Here is a 15,743-nt window from a genome sequence, read left to right as displayed (position 1 = left end):
TAGAGCTTTTGCTCTAAAGATTCCTTTTAAAACTCTTTGATATAATGATATAAACAATCAAAGGATATTTTAATGAAAAAAATATTGACAACATTAGCATGTGTAGTTATTTTAGCCTCAAGTTTAAGTGCAAATGCTATAAAAGTTGAATTAGGTGTTGGTGCTTGGGCTCAGGCTTCAAGTGGAGAGCTTAGCTATACAGATGCTAGTAATGTTACAGCTACTGATAAATCAAAAGAGGATTCTCAAACACAAGCTTATTTGTGGGTTTTACTAAAACATCCAGTACCTATTTTACCAAATTTAAGACTAGAGTATGCAAACTTAAATAACAATGGTTTAGCAACAGGTTCATTTAAAAACTTTACTGCTCCAACAAATTCAAAAACAACTTTAGGTGTAACAGAGTTTGATATTATTCCTTACTACAATATACTTGATAATACATTATGGATAACACTAGACTTAGGACTAGACTTGAAAGTGGCAGATATAAAGTATGAGGTAGATGCCGTTGTTGTAGATGCAGTAACTACAGACTATAGCGACTCAAAAACAGTAGTTATCCCTCTTGTATATTTAAGAGCAAGAGTTGAGATTCCTAAAACAAATATAGGCTTAGAGAGTGATCTAAAGTATATTTCTTATGGGGGCAACACCGTATATGATGCTCGTGTTAAAATTGACTATACTTTTGATATAAAGTCGCCTATAAAACCAGCAATAGAATTAGGATATAGAATACAAAAAATCAAACTTGAAGACGATAGTGCAGGAGATGCTAATGTGGATTTAGATTTTTCAGGTGTTTATGCAGGTTTAATGCTTCGTTTCTAACTCTTTTTTATGAGTGGCGAAGAGTCACTCATATAGTCTTTATCCAAAATCTTTACTTCACACTCTAGCCAAATATTAAATTTTTCATAAACTTTTTTTTGAGCTTCTTGTATGAGAGAGATAGCATCTTCAAATATTCCATTTCCATGATTTACTAAAAAATTTGCATGTTTTGTACTAAACTCCATATCCCCAATTCTTTTGCCCTTTAGTCCAACTTCTTCTATAAGTCTTCCTGCATAATCGCCTTTAGGGTTTTTAAAACAACTACCTGCCGATGGTGTACTTGGTTGATTTAAGCGCATCTTTTTAAACATATCTATTTTATCTTCATTAAATCCAAAGTTTAGATGAAAGGTAGCTTGTAAAATAGGAGAGTTAATATCTGTATATCTATAACCAAAATCTATATCTTTTTTTAGTTTTTTACCATTACAAGTTTTTATAGATATGAGTTGATTAAAGATTTCATACTCTTTTAGGCCAGCATTCATAAAAAGCAAACCACCTAATGTCCCTGGCAGATGAGATACAAATTCAAAATTTGCAATATTGTTTTTTTTACAAAAAGAAGCTATCTTACCAGATGGTGTTGCCGCGCCGATTTTTAAAATAGCATCTTCTATTTTTATATAATCATATATTTTAGAGAGTTTCATTAGTTTTGGAGGGTTATTGCCAAGTAAAATATTATTGCAAGAGCCTATGAGATAATACTCTTTTGTAAAATCATTTACCTCTTCTAAAAGTTTTACATCAAGGCTTGGACCTATTTTTATAGAAGAAAATGTTGAGAAGTTTATTTTTTTAGAACTCATCACTCTATAAATTCAGTCATCATACCAAAGACATTTGTTGCAAAGTCTGTCATTACATTTAGCATCCAAGGCATTGTTAAAATAATCACAACAACAACACCAATAATCTTAGGAATAAAAGATAGAGTCATTTCATTTATTTGCGTAGTTGCTTGAAAAATACTTACAGCCAAACCTATAAACATACCTGTTAGTAAACCAGGAAGAGCTAAAATAAGGGCTGTTTTAAAAGTTTCAACTCCTAATGCGATTAGTTTTGCTTCCATTATTTATGAGTTCCTAAGTTCTTTATATTCTGTTGGAATCATAAAGTCTTGCACATTAACTTGTGCATCGTAAAAGCCATGTTTATACCCTATCTCAAAAAGTTTATTTATCGCTTTGTATTGAATATCGCTAAGAGTTATAGAGTCATCATTTGCATAAAGTTCTAGGTATTTGTCTAAGGTTTGGGCATCAATGCGAACTAAATCTCTTTCAATAAGCATTTTAGAGAGTCTATCTTTATGTTCTCGTGCTACTTTTACAGCTTTTGTTAAAGTTGCTTCATATTCAATAGCTTTGTTTAGTGGAAGTGAACGGCGAATTGCCATGCCCCCAAGAGGAAGAGGTAAATAATCTCCCGCTAACTCTTGCCAAATATCCCACATCTCTCTCTCAACTTCTAAGGCTTCATCATAAGTTAAGATGCTCTCATGTATCAAAACACCTGCATGAACAACTCCATCTAAAACTGCTTGTTCTATTTCTAAGAAGTTCATGTATGTTATTCTGGCATCTGGGTAGGCTATACGAAAAAGCATAGCATTTGTAGTGTGTTTTCCACTAAGAGCTACTTTGAAGTTTCTTTTGAGTTTAACGCCTTTTTTCTTGATGAGTTTAGGACCATAACCTTCACCAAAACTAACAGCAGTTCTTAGTGGGGCATAATCATCTTTTATGTGCGGATAAAGTGCAAAACTTATAGCAACTATGTCATAAACACCATTTAATGCGTCTTCATTTAAAGTTTGAATATCTTTTGCAACATTATCAAAAAGAGTATTTTCCATATCTACCCAACCAAATTTTATGGCATAGTACATAAATATATCATCGGCGTCAGGAGAGTGGGCTATTAAAGTTGTTTTCATAACTTATATTTTAACCAAATTAGGATAAAATCCTGCCAATATAGAAAAAAGTTATAGAGAAATAAGATATAAAATATGACAAATTGCAATACTTTTTAAAAAGTTTCGTAAATTCATATACAATTACTCAAAATTTAAAATAAGTGAGCCACAAATGGACGCAAATAAACAAAAAGCATTAGACTTAGCGATGAAGCAGATTGATAAAGCATTTGGTAAGGGTGCTTTAATGCGCCTTGGTGATAAAGATATTCAGCCAATGCAATCTATTAGCACAGGCTCTATAGGGCTTGATTTGGCACTTGGTATTGGTGGAATTCCTCAGGGTCGAGTTGTAGAAATTTATGGACCTGAGAGTTCTGGTAAAACTACTTTAGCACTTCAAATAACAGCAGAGTGTCAAAAAGCAGGAGGAATATGTGCATTTATAGATGCAGAACATGCTCTTGATGTTGTATATGCTAAAAATCTTGGTGTTGATGTTGAGAATCTACTTGTTTCTCAACCTGATTATGGTGAGCAAGCTCTTGATATTGTTGAAACAATTGCTAGAAGTGGGGCAATTGATTTAATCGTTATTGATTCTGTTGCAGCACTTACTCCCAAAGTAGAATTAGAGGGTGAGATGAGTGATCAGCAAGTTGGTCTTCAAGCTAGATTAATGTCAAAAGCACTTAGAAAACTTACTGGGGTTCTTTCTAAAATGAACTGTACAGTTATTTTTATTAATCAGCTTCGTATGAAGATTGGAATGATGGGGTATGGTTCTCCTGAAACAACAACTGGTGGTAATGCTCTAAAATTTTATTCTTCTGTTCGTATAGATGTAAGAAGAATCGCTTCTTTGAAACAGGGTGAAAGCCAAATAGGTAATCGTGTTAAAGCAAAAGTTATCAAAAATAAAGTAGCACCACCATTTCGTCAGGCAGAATTTGACATAATGTTTGGAGAAGGAATCTCAAAAGAGGGTGAGCTAGTTGATTATGGTGTTAAATTGGACATAATTGATAAAAGTGGAGCTTGGTTTTCTTACGAGGAAACAAAACTTGGTCAGGGGCGTGAAAATGTTAAGGCTAAGTTTAAAGATGAACCAGAATTAGCAGCTGAGATAGAAGAAAAAATAAAAATAGCTATGGGTATTAGTAATGTTATGGTTATGGATACAAGTGAGATAGATGATTCAGATGCTTAGGTTGAAATAAACTTACTCTTAACAAATTTTAGATAAAATGCTAAGAATATAAAAGCATAAAGGTAGATAGATGTTTATTGATAGCGTTAGTGCAATTGAAGTAATGGATTCTCGTGGAAATCCTACAGTTAAAGCGACAGTAGAGTTAAGTGATGGAACAATTGAGAGTGCTATTGTTCCTTCTGGAGCAAGTACAGGTAAGCGTGAAGCATTAGAACTTCGTGATGGAGATGAACGCTATAAGGGGAAGGGTGTTTTAAAAGCTGTTTCTCATGTTAACAATGAACTCTCAGATGCTCTTATTGGACAATCTCCTTTTAACCAAGCGATGATAGATGCTATTATGAAAGAAGTTGATGGCACAGAGAACTATGGAAATTTAGGAGCAAATTCTGTTCTTGGTGTTTCTATGGCTGTTGCTCGCGCGGCTGCTAAAAGTTTAGGTATGCCACTTTATCGTTACCTTGGTGGTGCAAATGCTATGACTATTCCTACTCCAATGTTAAACATCATAAATGGTGGTTCACATGCTGATAACTCTGTTGACTTTCAAGAGTATATGATTGTTCCTGTTGGTTTTACTGATTTTGCAGAAGGTTTACGCGCATCTGCTGAAGTTTACCACAGCCTAAAAGCTATACTAAAATCTAACAAACACAATACTGCTCTTGGTGATGAAGGTGGATTTGCTCCAGATTTATCTTCAAATGAAGAACCAATACAAGTTATTTTAGAAGCGATTGAAAAAGCTGGATATAAAGCAGGTGAACAAATCGCAATCGCTTTAGATGTAGCAGCATCTGAGCTTGTTGTAGATGGCGGATATAGACTTGACTCGGAAAATCGTACAGTAAGTTCTGCTGAGTTAGTTGATTATTACGCTGATTTATGCGCTAAATATCCAATAGTTTCTATCGAAGATGGTTTAAGTGAAGATGATTGGGATGGATTTAAGCTAATGACTGAGAAGCTTGGCGATAAAATTCAAATAGTTGGAGATGACCTTTTTGTTACAAATGTAAATATTTTAAATGAAGGTATCAACAAAGAGATAGCAAACTCAATCCTTATAAAACCAAATCAAATAGGTTCAGTAAGTGAAACTATGTTGACGGTTCGTTTAGCTCAAAGAAATGGGTATACTTGTGTTATGAGTCATCGTTCTGGTGAGAGTGAAGATGCTTTCATAGCTGACTTTGCAGTAGCATTAAACTGTGGTCAAATTAAGACAGGTTCAACCGCTCGTGGTGAGAGAACTGCTAAATACAACCGTATTTTAGAAATAGAAAATGAAGTTATGTATGGCGAGTATTTAGGGTCAAGAATCTTTAACTAAGTAAAAATTATGCAGAATGAAGAACTTTATGAAGATATAGACGACTCCCAAAGTATTACACAGAAATATTTGGGGCTCTCTTTAGCAAAGTTTTTATTTTTATTTTTAATAGTTTTAGTGGTTGGCATCTATATAGGGATATTACTTTATGGAACAAATTCTTTAGAAGTTCTCTTTGAACTTCAAGATTATGAAGACTATCTTCAAAGTGAAGTTTATAGACTTAAAGATGAAAATGCTGAACTTCAAAGAGAGTATTTCGAACTCAAAGAAATTTCTGCACAATAACTTGATATAATGCTTAGAGATAAATTTAGGGGTAGATTTGATTAAAGTTTTATTTGTTTCATCCTTGCTACTTCTGTCATTAGAAGCTAGAGAAAATCCTTTTTTCCCTCCCAAAGGAGAAAAGGATATGACCTACACTTCAAACACTGTAAAATCACTCTCCCCACTAAAGCGTTCATCAATCACTCTACCCTCAAGTGCGAGAATAATAAAAAAAGTAACTATTGAATATGAAAACCTAGATGCATCAATACAAACAAGAAGTATAACCCTTAACAATAGTGTTGACTGGCATCTACCTGTATTTATATCACAAAGTTATGAAGCACCAATCGTAGAATCTAAAAATATAGCTATTAAATCTAAACAAAAGAAAAAAACTAAATATAAAAAAATAGCATCTATAAAATATGCAACTTTCTTATCATCTAAAAAAACTCTTAAAATAATAACAAAAGATAAAATCATTAGAAACTTTTTGCTCCCAGCGCCACACAGAATAGTTATAGATTTTAAAAGAGATACAAGTTTAAAAAGTTACTCTAAAGAGAACAAAAAAGGAATCTTTTGTAAGGTTAGAGTTGGAAATCATGAGGGTTATTACAGAGCGGTTATCGAACTTGATGGAAGATATAGATACAAAATGAGTAAAGTATCAAATGGGTATATTTTTAAGCTTAGATAATCTAAAAAAAGTAGTTCAAAGATAGTTTAAATGTGTTCCAGTCAGTTTTATATTTTTCAATATATTCATACGAAAGAGATATGGCTGTATTTTGTGAAGATCTATAGTGTTGTGAAAATGAAAATAGAAGTTGATTCTCCCCTGTATGATAAAGACGTTGATTTACTTCAATATTTGTTTTAAAATCCTTTCCTTGATATAAAACAGCTCCAGCAATTCCTCCTAAGCCTAATGTCAAAAAATCATCTGTATAGAGTAATACATCTCCCAAAAGATACACATATCCATAATGATTTCCCCATGTTGCACCTAGTGAGTAATTGGCTGTAATCTCTGTTCCTTCACTTAAGAATTTTCTATCAAGCCCAAAAGAAAAACGATAGGAGTTTGGCTTAAAAAATTCACTCTTTGGCGATAGAGCCGCAACAGAAACTATGGTTGCTTTTTCAATATTGAAATCATCTTTTGAATAAGAGAAGAGAAGGTTCATAAATTCCACTTGAGCTCCAGTTGAATAACCAAGATCAAAATCTTCTATAGCATGATTAGCAGGTCGAACTCCTATAAAACTTATGGCTTTTGAATTTCTAGTACCTATCTCTGCCGTTACTCTAAATGAACGATGTGATAATACTGGGTCAATGGGAATAATAATCTCTATATGCTCTCCTTCTCCTAGAGAGGCTCTAGCTTTTAGAATTTTGTATATTTTACTTTTATATTGACTCTCATTAATATCTTTTTTTAGATAATCATACTCAACAAATTCAGAAGAAGCCTCTAATACAAAACGCTTGGTTTGTACATTAGAATCGCTATCTTTAAGATACTCTTTTGGTTCTAAATTATCTCCACTTAGGTTAAAAACATTTTTTATATCTTCACTATTTAATCGACTTTCATATGCAATTAGTTTAGTGTTTCTTGCTGGCCTATAATGATGTTTATTTACTAATCCTTCATCAATTACTGCTCTTATTGTTTCTAATGGAATTACATGGTAGTTAAAATATTTTCGTAAATTTAAACCTGGTCTTGCTGATTCCATTATCCATAACATCTTATAGGAACAATTTTTTGTGAAAAAATAGTACCATGAGTGATTAATCTCAACCTCCCAAATATGTCTTATCATTTGTTGAGTTTCTTCTTTTGTGAAGTTTAAATCATACTCCCAAATATCTCGTTCTTCTAAATCTCTATATTCTTTAATTTTTGCATAATATGGCATAAGAGAATAGAAACCTTTGTAACCACCAAAAAAACCTTTATACATGTACTCTAAGTGATTATCTTCATCATTAGATTCTGATGCATAATTAAATGCATAAGAGAGCATCTTTGGTTTAATTTTTGAATCAATTCGTAGAAATGTATGCCCAAACATAGATGATGGAGAACTTCCTTGAGTAAATGGAAAAATCAAACTAACAGAATCAGGGCTCATCTGTTCCATCAAATAATCAAACTCTTCGCAATTCACTTTAGGAAGTCCTTTCATCTTTAGTTCCTTTACAAGCCAATGTTTTCTTGCAGGAAAAAGGCAAGCAGTTGAGTTGTCATCAAAGTGTTGTTCGTTATATAAAGAATAAATTGTTGCTTCTAGTTCTGCTAAAGCGTCTGTTTTTCCATTATCTGCTAGAAAAAAATCTTTGCTAGCAAGCTCACTTTTATTTTTAGGCATGTGCAGAAGGGTGTGCCAATATGAGGATTTTGAGAGTTCTCTCTCTTTTGCTAATTTAATATAGTAGTTTGATTGTGCGAAAATAGGTAACGAAATAACTAAAAATACGAGTATTTTAAGGATAGGAATAACCTTGAGTAGATGCTAAAAATAACTCCAACCCTTCAATAAAGGATAAGAGTTAGATAGTATGAGTTATATTTTAGAAATATTTTTTAAGATATCTGCTGTTTGCATATCTTGTGATGTATAAATGTTTCCATAATTAGATTGTAGTTTTGATACAAAAACACTTTTGTTATCTACTTTTAGCATTGTTGCTAAAGTATCAACTAACTCACCATGTCCCATAGCAATCTCTTTTGCTAATTGATTGCTATTTACTGAAGCAAATTGTTCTAATCGAGCTTGTTGGGCTGCTGCATTCTCTTTCTTAGAAGAACCTCTTGTAGTAACTTTACTCTGATCAGTACTTTGCTTAGAAATTTTACTTTGCATAATATCGTCCATTGCATCTGCAAATCCACTAACTGAACTTAGTGATAGAATAAGAGCAACACTTAGTATTATTTTTTTCATTTTTCTCTCCATAATATTTATTATATTAGTTGATTTTATAAAAATTTAACTTAATTGATAATTAAGAAATCGATACAATCAAATTTATTTTAACTATATGAAAATTGTAGGGTATAATTTCACACTATGAACAAACTACAAGAATATTTAAATTCTCATGATTTAAGTGAGATTCACCCATCAGATATTGCTAAAATTTTAAAACAGCTAGATGATAGTGAGTTTGTTGATGCCTTAAAATTTGTACCAAAAGACCTTATCGGGGATGTAGCCCTTGCCCTTCCTGATAGATATTTTGATGATGTAGTTGAAAACCTTAGTGTAGATGAACTTTCTTACGCAGTAACAGAACTAGAGTCTGATGACCAAACAGATTTTATGCAAGAACTTGAAGAGCTAGATGAAAGCAAGGCTTCGCAAGTTTTTGAGACTCTAGATGAAGATGATAAGCAAGAGATAACTAAGCTTAAAACATACAATGAAGATGAAGCTGGTTCATATATGCAATTTGAGGTTTTTACAGCACTCAAAAGTGAAAAAGTTCAAGATGTTGTAAGACGCTTTGCAATTTTAAGAAAAGCAAATGAGATTGAAAATGTTCAAAATCTTTTTATTACAAATAAAGATAATAAATTAAGATTTACGATTGGTTTAGATGACCTTCTTATTTTTGATTTTTCTAAAACCATTAACGAAAACATTGAGTTAAGTGATGATAGTTTTGAACCAAAATTGGCAGTAGATACAGACGATATAAAAGATATAGTTCAGCAATTTGAAGAGTATGACCTCTCTGTTTTACCAATCGTTAATACTTATGGAGTCTTACTTGGTCGTATCACTTCTGATGATATTTATGACATCATTCAAGATGAAGCAACTGAACAGATGTACAACCTTGCTGGTGTTGATGATGATGCAGAAGAAGATGATGGCATATTAAAAGCGGGACGAAAACGCGCTACTTGGTTGTCTTTAAACCTTTTAACTGCTATTGCAGCTTCTTTGGTCATAGCGATGTTCTCAGATACCTTAGAGAGTATGGTTGCTTTGGCGATTTTAATGCCAATAGTTGCGTCTATGGGTGGAAATGCGGGAACTCAAAGTTTGACTGTTGTTGTAAGACAATTAGCTTTAGGTGAGATTTCTCAAGGTGATGCAAAGAGAATTATAAAAAAAGAAGTTTCTATCTCTCTTATAAATGGTTTCATCTTCGCTATAATTATGGCTATTGTATCTGCACTTTGGTTTGATATGCCTCTTCTTGGAGTAGTAATTGCTCTTAGTATGCTCATAAACCTTTTTGTAGCAGGTTTTTTCGGTGCGACTATCCCTCTGTTTTTAAAAAAAATGGATATAGACCCAGCCATAGGTAGTACAGTTATTTTAACTACCGTAACAGATGTAGTAGGATTCTTTAGTTTTTTAGGACTTGCTACATATATTTTACTATAAGGAATTTGTAAAACTTGGATTTATTAATACTATATTTCACTCTTGCAATTGGAATATCATTTATATGCTCAGTACTTGAGGCAGTGCTTCTGTCTGTAAATATGTCATACATATCAGTACTAGAAAAAGAAAAACCAAAAGTCGGAAATCTTCTTCGTCTTCAAAAGACAGAGATTAGCAAGTCTATTGCATCTATATTGATTTTGAATACTATTGCCCATACTTTAGGAGCTGCTTCTGTTGGTGCACAAGCTGCTGCTTTATTTGGAAATGATGCGGTTGTGATTATTTCAATGATTATGACTTTTGCTATTTTATTTTTATCGGAGATTATTCCAAAGACCATTGGGGCTGTATATTGGAAACAGTTAGCTCCTGCATCTGCATATGTAATTAGGTTTTTTATATGGATAACATACCCTATTATCTTAACAACCCTTGCTGTTACAAACAAAATCTCTAAAGGTAACGATGACGCTAACTCTTTAACAAAAGAAGAACTTTTAGAAAGTATGCTAATCAGCGAAGATGAAGGCGTAATCGATGAAAAAGAATCAGATGTAATAGAAAATATTTTAAATCTTGATAATATAAAAGTTGGAGAAATTTTAACACCAAGAAGTGTTGTTTTTGCTCTTGATGAGGCACTAACTATTAAAGAGATTATAGAAACAAAAGAGGATATATTTAAATTTTCTCGTATTCCAGTTTATCGTGAATCAATAGAAGAAGTTGTTGGAATTGTTATGACAAAAAGAATTTTTCAACAAGCCTTGCAAGATAATAGTGTTACACTTGGAAGTATAAAAAGAAATATATTTTCCATAAATGAAAATATACCTGTTTCAAAAGCGCTTGATTTGTTCATCGATAAAAAAGACCACATGTTTTTAATAACTGATAATTATGACCAAACAGAAGGAATTTTAACACTAGAAGATTGTGTTGAAACTATTTTAGGTGTTGAAATTGTAGATGAAAGTGATTCTACTGTTGATATGCGTGAACTTGCAAAAATGAAAATGAAAGCAAAGAGAAAAACGAAAGAAAAGTAACTCTCGTACCAGGAAAGGGGGTAAGTAGTACGAGGTTGCTTTGAATTTTAAGGGTTTGTGACTGAAAGAAATTTATACTTCATTTGGACATTAAGTCCTATATTTCTCTTTCTTGTGTGTATTATAATGGCATATAGTGTAGAAAAAGTGTGAGGAAAAAGAAATTTCTCACACTTTTTCTATATTTCTCTACATACCAGGTATTCTTGGGATTTTCCCTAGTTTTGAATATCTACAATAACTCCCCCAGCCTTTTTTAAGCCAGTGACCAATGATAGGCAGTGGAATCATAAAAGATTTTTTAGCATCTCTATATACAAAAGCTGCCCCATCCCCACTATCCATAACGCAAAGAATGTTTAGATGCTCTTGATAGCCTTTAAACTTATTTATTCCTTTATCTCTTTGCTTGATGTTATGAGCTACATTTCTAGCCATTACCTCTGCTATATGACCTTGTTTCGCTCTCCACTCATCTCCCTCAAGAGCAGTAATATCACCTACGGCATATATATTATTAGCTTCACTATGAGTAACTTGGCAGTAATCATCAATGCTTATAAATCCAGCTTCATTTGTTGGTAGGTCAGAGTTTTGAATAACTTTATGCCCATTTCCAGCAGGAATAAACATAGTAAAATCAGAGTTAAGTTTTGAATCATCTTCAAAAATAATGCCATCTTTTTCAAATGATTTTATTTTTTTACCAAAATGTTGTTTTATTTTTAGTTTAGTAAAAAATTTCTCTAGCATCTCTAAAGATTTAGCGCCCATTCTTTTCCCTGGTTGTGCCATAGGAGCAAAAAAGGTTAGTTCATAATTATCTCTAATACCTTTTTTCTCTAAAAGATGATGAACATTAAACAGTAACTCAAAAGCGGGACCACCACGAACAGCAGAACTATCCTTTGGATTTCCACCAAAACCAAAACAAATTTCCCCACTTCCTTTAGTTATTATTTCATCTATTTTAGCTCTAATATCTAAAGAAGTTTCTGGAGCACCACAGATAGAAAGAGTATGCTCTAAGCCTTTATGATGAAGCTTTGAAGAACCCATAGCAAGGACAACATAGTCAAATCCTTTTAATTCTTCACCACTTGAAAAAGTATAACTGTTTGCTTTAGCATTTATGTTTGAGAGTTTATCTATGATGAGTTTGAAACCATGAACATCTTTTAGTTCGTTTAAATCAACGCAAACATCTGTAAATTTACTTTCTCTTGTTGGAACCCAAATAGAAGTAGGGTAGATATAAAAATAATCTCTATCACTTACTAAAGTTACATCATAGTTCTCTTTTTTCAAAAAGATGGCAGCTTCAAGCCCAGCAAAACCACCACCAATGATTAAAATAGTTTTCATAATCACACCTTATAAATATAATAAATATTTTACATTAATAGATGTTAAAAGCCTATTAATTTTTTTTATTTATGAGAAAAACAGCAAATAAACTTAATGTTCCACCTATAATAATGTGCATCTGAATAACTTCATCTAAAATAAGCCAAGCACTAAAAAGAGAGAAAAGAGGCACTAAAAACATAAATGAACTTGTTTTTTGGCTTCCAAGTTTCCCAGATGCTATGAAAAATATAGTGGTTGCCACGCTTTGTCCAAGAACAGCCAAGTAAATTAAAGAGATCCAAAACCTATTTCCTTGCTCAAATACAATCATCAAATCTACATCTTTTGCGTAAATAAATGAAGCAGTAGTCGCAACTAAAGCTATATAAAAACTATAATGAATTGGGTGAACATGTTTGTGAGAATGTTGAGCAAGTATAGTAACTCCTGCCCAAGAGATAGCACAGAGTAAGAAGTAGATGTTAGAACCATTTAAAAAGAGGCTTAGGTCATTTAACTCTAACATTATTACTCCACCAACTAAGCCAAGGAAAAGTCCGCCGTATTGATATGAAGAGAGTTTTGTTTTAAAAATAAGTGCAACTAAGATAAAAGTCATAACTGGAGCAAGGGTTGTAATGATAACACTTCCTGCTCCTGCTAGTCCATATTTTACGCCATAAAATGAAAAAACCATAAAAGCAATGTTTAAAACAGAACTAGATGCAACAAACTTAGCTCCAGATACATTAAGTATAAGAGGTTTTTTTAAAAATAAAAGTATAGGGATAAAGGCAAGGCTCATAATAAAAAAACGCCAAAAAACTATAACTTCTATGGATAAGTCGCTAGTGATAATTTTTAACGCACTCCAGCCGCCACCCCAAAAAAACATTGCTAAGATAAGGAGGTAAGTAAAGTGTATATTTTTCATAATTTTGTTATTATACCAAATGAGTTACGAGAAATGGTTTAATGCTCACGCACAAAAGCATAAAAAAATAGTAGAAAAATTACAAAAATCAAACTTATCTGCTAATGAGATAGTAGAATATTTTTATTTTGATAATATGGTTAAAAAAGAAATTGATTTTTGTCCACTTTACAAAGAGAATAAAAAGTGTCATGATATGGACGAGTTAAACTGTTATATGTGTGCTTGTCCAAATTTTAGATTTAATGATGATGGCATAGATACCTATAGTGAGTTTAAAATACTTAGTAAGTGCGATATAAATAATGGCGAAAAGTTTAAAGGCAAAGGTGTTATTCATCAAGATTGCTCAACTTGTACAGTACCTCACCACAAGACTTATGCAATTAAAAATTTTTCTCTTGATTGGAAACAAATGATGAAAAATGTAAGGGTTAAAAGTAAACTATGATACAAAAAATCAAAAAATACTCAACGACAAATACTTTAGTTATTTTAGGCATAATCTTAGGTGTTTTATTTGGAAGTTTTTTACCAGAACTAGCATTGCAACAACAAGTTATAGGACAAGTTTTTATAAGTTTTTTAAAGATGCTTGTAGTGCCTCTTGTATTTTCTAGCATCTATGTATCTATTATGGGTTTGGGGAGTTTAGATGAGCTTAAAACTATTGGTTTAAGGACTATTTCTCTTTATATTTTAACAACTGCTTTAGCTGTTTTACTTGCTATTGTTGTTATGAATATTTTTCCTATTGGTGTACCTGTATCTGTTGAAGGCTTAGAGTTTGAAAAAGCTTCTCAAATAGCAGAATTTTCATTAAAAAGTATGATACTTAGTTTTATTCCCGTAAATGTTTTTAACTCTTTTGCAAATGGCTCAATGATGCAAATAATTATTTTTAGTATTTTGTTTGCCATAGCATCTTTGCACCTAAAAGAACACAGACAAGTTTTAATGCTTGACTTTTTTACAGGTGTTACAAATGCTATGTTAAAAATGGCAGAATGGATTATAAAGCTTACTCCTATTGGTGTGTTTAGTCTTATATCTTATGTTATAGCGGACCAAGGGATAGAAGTTATTTTAGGACTTTGGAAGTATATGTTAATGGTGATTGGTGTTTTACTTATTCACGCAATTTTTACGCTGCCTCTTATTTTAGCGTTCTTTGGACGCACAAATCCTTACAAATATTTAAATGCTATCCGTGAAGCTCCAATTATGGCATTTTCAACCGCGTCAAGTGCTGCAACTCTTCCTGTGTCTATGCGTATAGTTGAAGAAGTTGGTGGTGTTGATGAGAAAAATGCTTCTTTTGTTTTACCTTTAGGTGCAACAGTTTCTATGGATGGAACAGCGGCATACTTAACTATTGCAGTTCTTTATATTTCACATTTAGCAGGAGTTGATTTAAGTTTTATGGATCAAATACTCTTAGGTATAACAGTTGTTGCACTTAGTGTTGGCGTCGCTGCCCTCCCGAGTGCATCTTTGGTTATGATGGTTGTTATTTTAAATCAAATTGGACTTCCTGTTGAGTACATCGCTCTTATAGTAGCGGTTGATAGAATCTTAGATATGGCTAGAACCTCTCTAAATGTGACCTCTGATTTGGTCGTAGTTAAAATCATAGACCAGATGCAAAAACGAAATAAACCTACAACTAAAAAGGAAATCAATGTTTAAACTTATATTATCATTACTCATGCTCTCTAGTATACTTTTAGCTGACACAAAAGAAGCTCTAGATGCATTTAAAAAACAAGATTATGATTTAGCTTTTAGACTTTACCAAATAAGTGCAAAAGCAGGAGATACAACTGCTCAAAATGCACTGAGTTATCTTTACTTTAACGGTTTTGGAGTAAAGAAAAGTGCAAAAGATGGACTACTTTGGTTAAAAAAATCCGCTAATAATAAAAATGTAACTGCTCAGTATGACTTAGGAATGATGTACTTAACAGGACAAAATATAAAACAAGACTCTTCTTCAGCACTAAAATGGTTAACACGCGCATCAGACAAGGGAAGTGCAAATGCTCAGTTTAACTTAGCATTAATGTATTATAGAGGAGATTCCACAGATATAAATGTTACAAAATCTGCTCAGCTTTTAGAAAAATCTGCTCTTAGTGGAAATGCAAAAGCAAAGAAAAATGTTGGTCGCATCTATATGCAACTTTTGAAGTTTGACAAGGCTGCCCTTTGGTTAGAAAAAAATGCTCAAAATGGAGATGTTGACGCTTATTATTTTTTAGCAGAAATTTATTGTGAGCAAGATAAGTTTAAAAAAGCAAAAAAATGGACAAAAAAAGCAATAGACTCGGGGAATAAAGATGCAGAGTTATTATGGCTTAAATATAATCTAAATAAATATTAATTATAAGTAAATTA

At 32.4% G+C, this 15,743-nt stretch carries 17 protein-coding genes; 10 read left to right on the top strand and 7 right to left on the bottom strand.

Going from position 1 to position 15,743, the window contains the following annotated elements; all coding sequences use genetic code 11:
* Positions 1–72 precede the first annotated feature (72 nt).
* On the top strand, positions 73–837 hold the full coding sequence (locus tag MOV50_RS05705) for a TIGR04219 family outer membrane beta-barrel protein (protein WP_321779432.1): 765 nt from the start codon (positions 73–75) through the stop codon (positions 835–837).
* On the opposite strand, the gene MOV50_RS05700 is transcribed toward MOV50_RS05705, so the two are convergent.
* Genes MOV50_RS05700 through MOV50_RS05690 form a run of 3 tightly spaced genes read right to left on the bottom strand, consistent with a single transcriptional unit; the run spans position 834 to position 2,788 of the window.
* Positions 834–1,655: a UDP-N-acetylmuramate dehydrogenase gene (locus MOV50_RS05700; protein WP_321779431.1), complete on the bottom strand. Its 822-nt coding sequence runs from the start codon at positions 1,653–1,655 to the stop codon at positions 834–836. The genes MOV50_RS05705 and MOV50_RS05700 overlap by 4 nt on opposite strands.
* Positions 1,655–1,921, bottom strand: coding sequence for a flagellar biosynthesis protein FliQ (gene fliQ, locus MOV50_RS05695; protein WP_321779430.1), 267 nt, complete (start codon positions 1,919–1,921; stop codon positions 1,655–1,657). Before fliQ ends, MOV50_RS05700 begins: the two co-directional genes overlap by 1 nt.
* Positions 1,922–1,924: 3 nt before the next feature.
* Positions 1,925–2,788, bottom strand: a complete 864-nt coding sequence (locus MOV50_RS05690; protein WP_321779429.1) for a menaquinone biosynthesis family protein — start codon at positions 2,786–2,788, stop codon at positions 1,925–1,927.
* Positions 2,789–2,942: 154 nt separating this feature from the next.
* Between MOV50_RS05690 and recA the strand changes: the two genes are divergently transcribed.
* From recA to MOV50_RS05670, 4 genes are all read left to right on the top strand, one after another.
* The gene (gene recA / locus MOV50_RS05685; RefSeq protein WP_321779428.1) at positions 2,943–3,980 is read left to right on the top strand and encodes a recombinase RecA; all 1,038 of its coding nucleotides are present in this window, start codon (positions 2,943–2,945) and stop codon (positions 3,978–3,980) included.
* A gap of 70 nt (positions 3,981–4,050) precedes the next feature.
* Positions 4,051–5,316 carry a phosphopyruvate hydratase gene (gene eno, locus MOV50_RS05680; RefSeq protein WP_321779427.1) on the top strand — a complete coding sequence of 422 codons (1,266 nt, stop codon included), beginning with the start codon at positions 4,051–4,053 and terminating at the stop codon, positions 5,314–5,316.
* 9 nt (positions 5,317–5,325) lie between these two features.
* Positions 5,326–5,604, top strand: a complete 279-nt coding sequence (locus MOV50_RS05675; protein WP_321779426.1) for a hypothetical protein — start codon at positions 5,326–5,328, stop codon at positions 5,602–5,604.
* A gap of 37 nt (positions 5,605–5,641) precedes the next feature.
* Entirely contained in the window at positions 5,642–6,289 is a 648-nt protein-coding gene (locus MOV50_RS05670) for an AMIN domain-containing protein (protein WP_321779425.1), read from the top strand.
* Between the two features lies 1 nt (position 6,290).
* Here MOV50_RS05670 and MOV50_RS05665 read toward each other — a convergent pair whose 3' ends face one another.
* Entirely contained in the window at positions 6,291–7,973 is a 1,683-nt protein-coding gene (locus MOV50_RS05665) for a DUF4105 domain-containing protein (RefSeq protein ID WP_321779424.1), read from the bottom strand.
* Positions 7,974–8,168: 195 nt separating this feature from the next.
* Positions 8,169–8,552 carry a DUF3015 family protein gene (locus MOV50_RS05660; protein WP_321779423.1) on the bottom strand — a complete coding sequence of 128 codons (384 nt, stop codon included), beginning with the start codon at positions 8,550–8,552 and terminating at the stop codon, positions 8,169–8,171.
* Positions 8,553–8,678: 126 nt separating this feature from the next.
* Between MOV50_RS05660 and mgtE the strand changes: the two genes are divergently transcribed.
* On the top strand, positions 8,679–10,007 hold the full coding sequence (gene mgtE / locus MOV50_RS05655; RefSeq protein WP_321779422.1) for a magnesium transporter: 1,329 nt from the start codon (positions 8,679–8,681) through the stop codon (positions 10,005–10,007).
* A 14-nt stretch (positions 10,008–10,021) separates the two neighbouring features.
* Positions 10,022–11,062 carry a CNNM domain-containing protein gene (locus MOV50_RS05650; protein ID WP_321779421.1) on the top strand — a complete coding sequence of 347 codons (1,041 nt, stop codon included), beginning with the start codon at positions 10,022–10,024 and terminating at the stop codon, positions 11,060–11,062.
* Positions 11,063–11,251: 189 nt separating this feature from the next.
* On the opposite strand, the gene MOV50_RS05645 is transcribed toward MOV50_RS05650, so the two are convergent.
* Both MOV50_RS05645 and MOV50_RS05640 read right to left on the bottom strand, forming a co-directional pair.
* Positions 11,252–12,427, bottom strand: a complete 1,176-nt coding sequence (locus MOV50_RS05645; RefSeq protein ID WP_321779420.1) for an NAD(P)/FAD-dependent oxidoreductase — start codon at positions 12,425–12,427, stop codon at positions 11,252–11,254.
* Positions 12,428–12,482: 55 nt separating this feature from the next.
* A complete protein-coding gene (locus tag MOV50_RS05640) occupies positions 12,483–13,346 on the bottom strand; it encodes a DMT family transporter (protein WP_321779419.1) in 864 nt (287 codons plus the stop codon).
* A 19-nt stretch (positions 13,347–13,365) separates the two neighbouring features.
* On the opposite strand from MOV50_RS05640, the gene MOV50_RS05635 reads away from it, so the two are divergent.
* The 3 genes from MOV50_RS05635 to MOV50_RS05625 are packed head-to-tail and all read left to right on the top strand — an operon-like array spanning position 13,366 to position 15,729.
* Complete coding sequence (locus MOV50_RS05635; RefSeq protein WP_321779418.1) at positions 13,366–13,797, top strand: hypothetical protein; 432 nt, start codon at positions 13,366–13,368, stop codon at positions 13,795–13,797.
* A complete protein-coding gene (locus MOV50_RS05630) occupies positions 13,794–15,035 on the top strand; it encodes a dicarboxylate/amino acid:cation symporter (protein ID WP_321779417.1) in 1,242 nt (413 codons plus the stop codon). The genes MOV50_RS05635 and MOV50_RS05630 overlap by 4 nt, the downstream gene beginning before the upstream one ends.
* Positions 15,028–15,729, top strand: coding sequence for a tetratricopeptide repeat protein (locus tag MOV50_RS05625; protein WP_321779416.1), 702 nt, complete (start codon positions 15,028–15,030; stop codon positions 15,727–15,729). Before MOV50_RS05630 ends, MOV50_RS05625 begins: the two co-directional genes overlap by 8 nt.
* Positions 15,730–15,743: the final 14 nt, after the last annotated feature.

The organism is Sulfurimonas sp. (assembly GCF_029027585.1).
Lineage (GTDB): Bacteria > Campylobacterota > Campylobacteria > Campylobacterales > Sulfurimonadaceae > Sulfurimonas.
Note: the sequence above shows the minus strand (reverse complement) of the source record. Positions and strands in the feature narration are given on the sequence as shown.

What these genes read in the sequence shown, in the direction of transcription:
- MOV50_RS05700 (WP_321779431.1), bottom strand. Translation starts at nt 1,655, where the DNA reads ATGAGTTCTAAAAAAATAAACTTCTCAACATTTTCTTCTATAAAAATA.
- MOV50_RS05630 (WP_321779417.1), top strand. Translation starts at nt 13,794, where the DNA reads ATGATACAAAAAATCAAAAAATACTCAACGACAAATACTTTAGTTATT.
- MOV50_RS05625 (WP_321779416.1), top strand. Translation starts at nt 15,028, where the DNA reads ATGTTTAAACTTATATTATCATTACTCATGCTCTCTAGTATACTTTTA.
- MOV50_RS05690 (WP_321779429.1), bottom strand. Translation starts at nt 2,788, where the DNA reads ATGAAAACAACTTTAATAGCCCACTCTCCTGACGCCGATGATATATTT.
- MOV50_RS05675 (WP_321779426.1), top strand. Translation starts at nt 5,326, where the DNA reads ATGCAGAATGAAGAACTTTATGAAGATATAGACGACTCCCAAAGTATT.
- mgtE (WP_321779422.1), top strand. Translation starts at nt 8,679, where the DNA reads ATGAACAAACTACAAGAATATTTAAATTCTCATGATTTAAGTGAGATT.
- MOV50_RS05660 (WP_321779423.1), bottom strand. Translation starts at nt 8,552, where the DNA reads ATGAAAAAAATAATACTAAGTGTTGCTCTTATTCTATCACTAAGTTCA.
- MOV50_RS05665 (WP_321779424.1), bottom strand. Translation starts at nt 7,973, where the DNA reads ATGCCTAAAAATAAAAGTGAGCTTGCTAGCAAAGATTTTTTTCTAGCA.
- MOV50_RS05635 (WP_321779418.1), top strand. Translation starts at nt 13,366, where the DNA reads ATGAGTTACGAGAAATGGTTTAATGCTCACGCACAAAAGCATAAAAAA.
- MOV50_RS05645 (WP_321779420.1), bottom strand. Translation starts at nt 12,427, where the DNA reads ATGAAAACTATTTTAATCATTGGTGGTGGTTTTGCTGGGCTTGAAGCT.
- MOV50_RS05705 (WP_321779432.1), top strand. Translation starts at nt 73, where the DNA reads ATGAAAAAAATATTGACAACATTAGCATGTGTAGTTATTTTAGCCTCA.
- MOV50_RS05640 (WP_321779419.1), bottom strand. Translation starts at nt 13,346, where the DNA reads ATGAAAAATATACACTTTACTTACCTCCTTATCTTAGCAATGTTTTTT.
- recA (WP_321779428.1), top strand. Translation starts at nt 2,943, where the DNA reads ATGGACGCAAATAAACAAAAAGCATTAGACTTAGCGATGAAGCAGATT.
- eno (WP_321779427.1), top strand. Translation starts at nt 4,051, where the DNA reads ATGTTTATTGATAGCGTTAGTGCAATTGAAGTAATGGATTCTCGTGGA.
- fliQ (WP_321779430.1), bottom strand. Translation starts at nt 1,921, where the DNA reads ATGGAAGCAAAACTAATCGCATTAGGAGTTGAAACTTTTAAAACAGCC.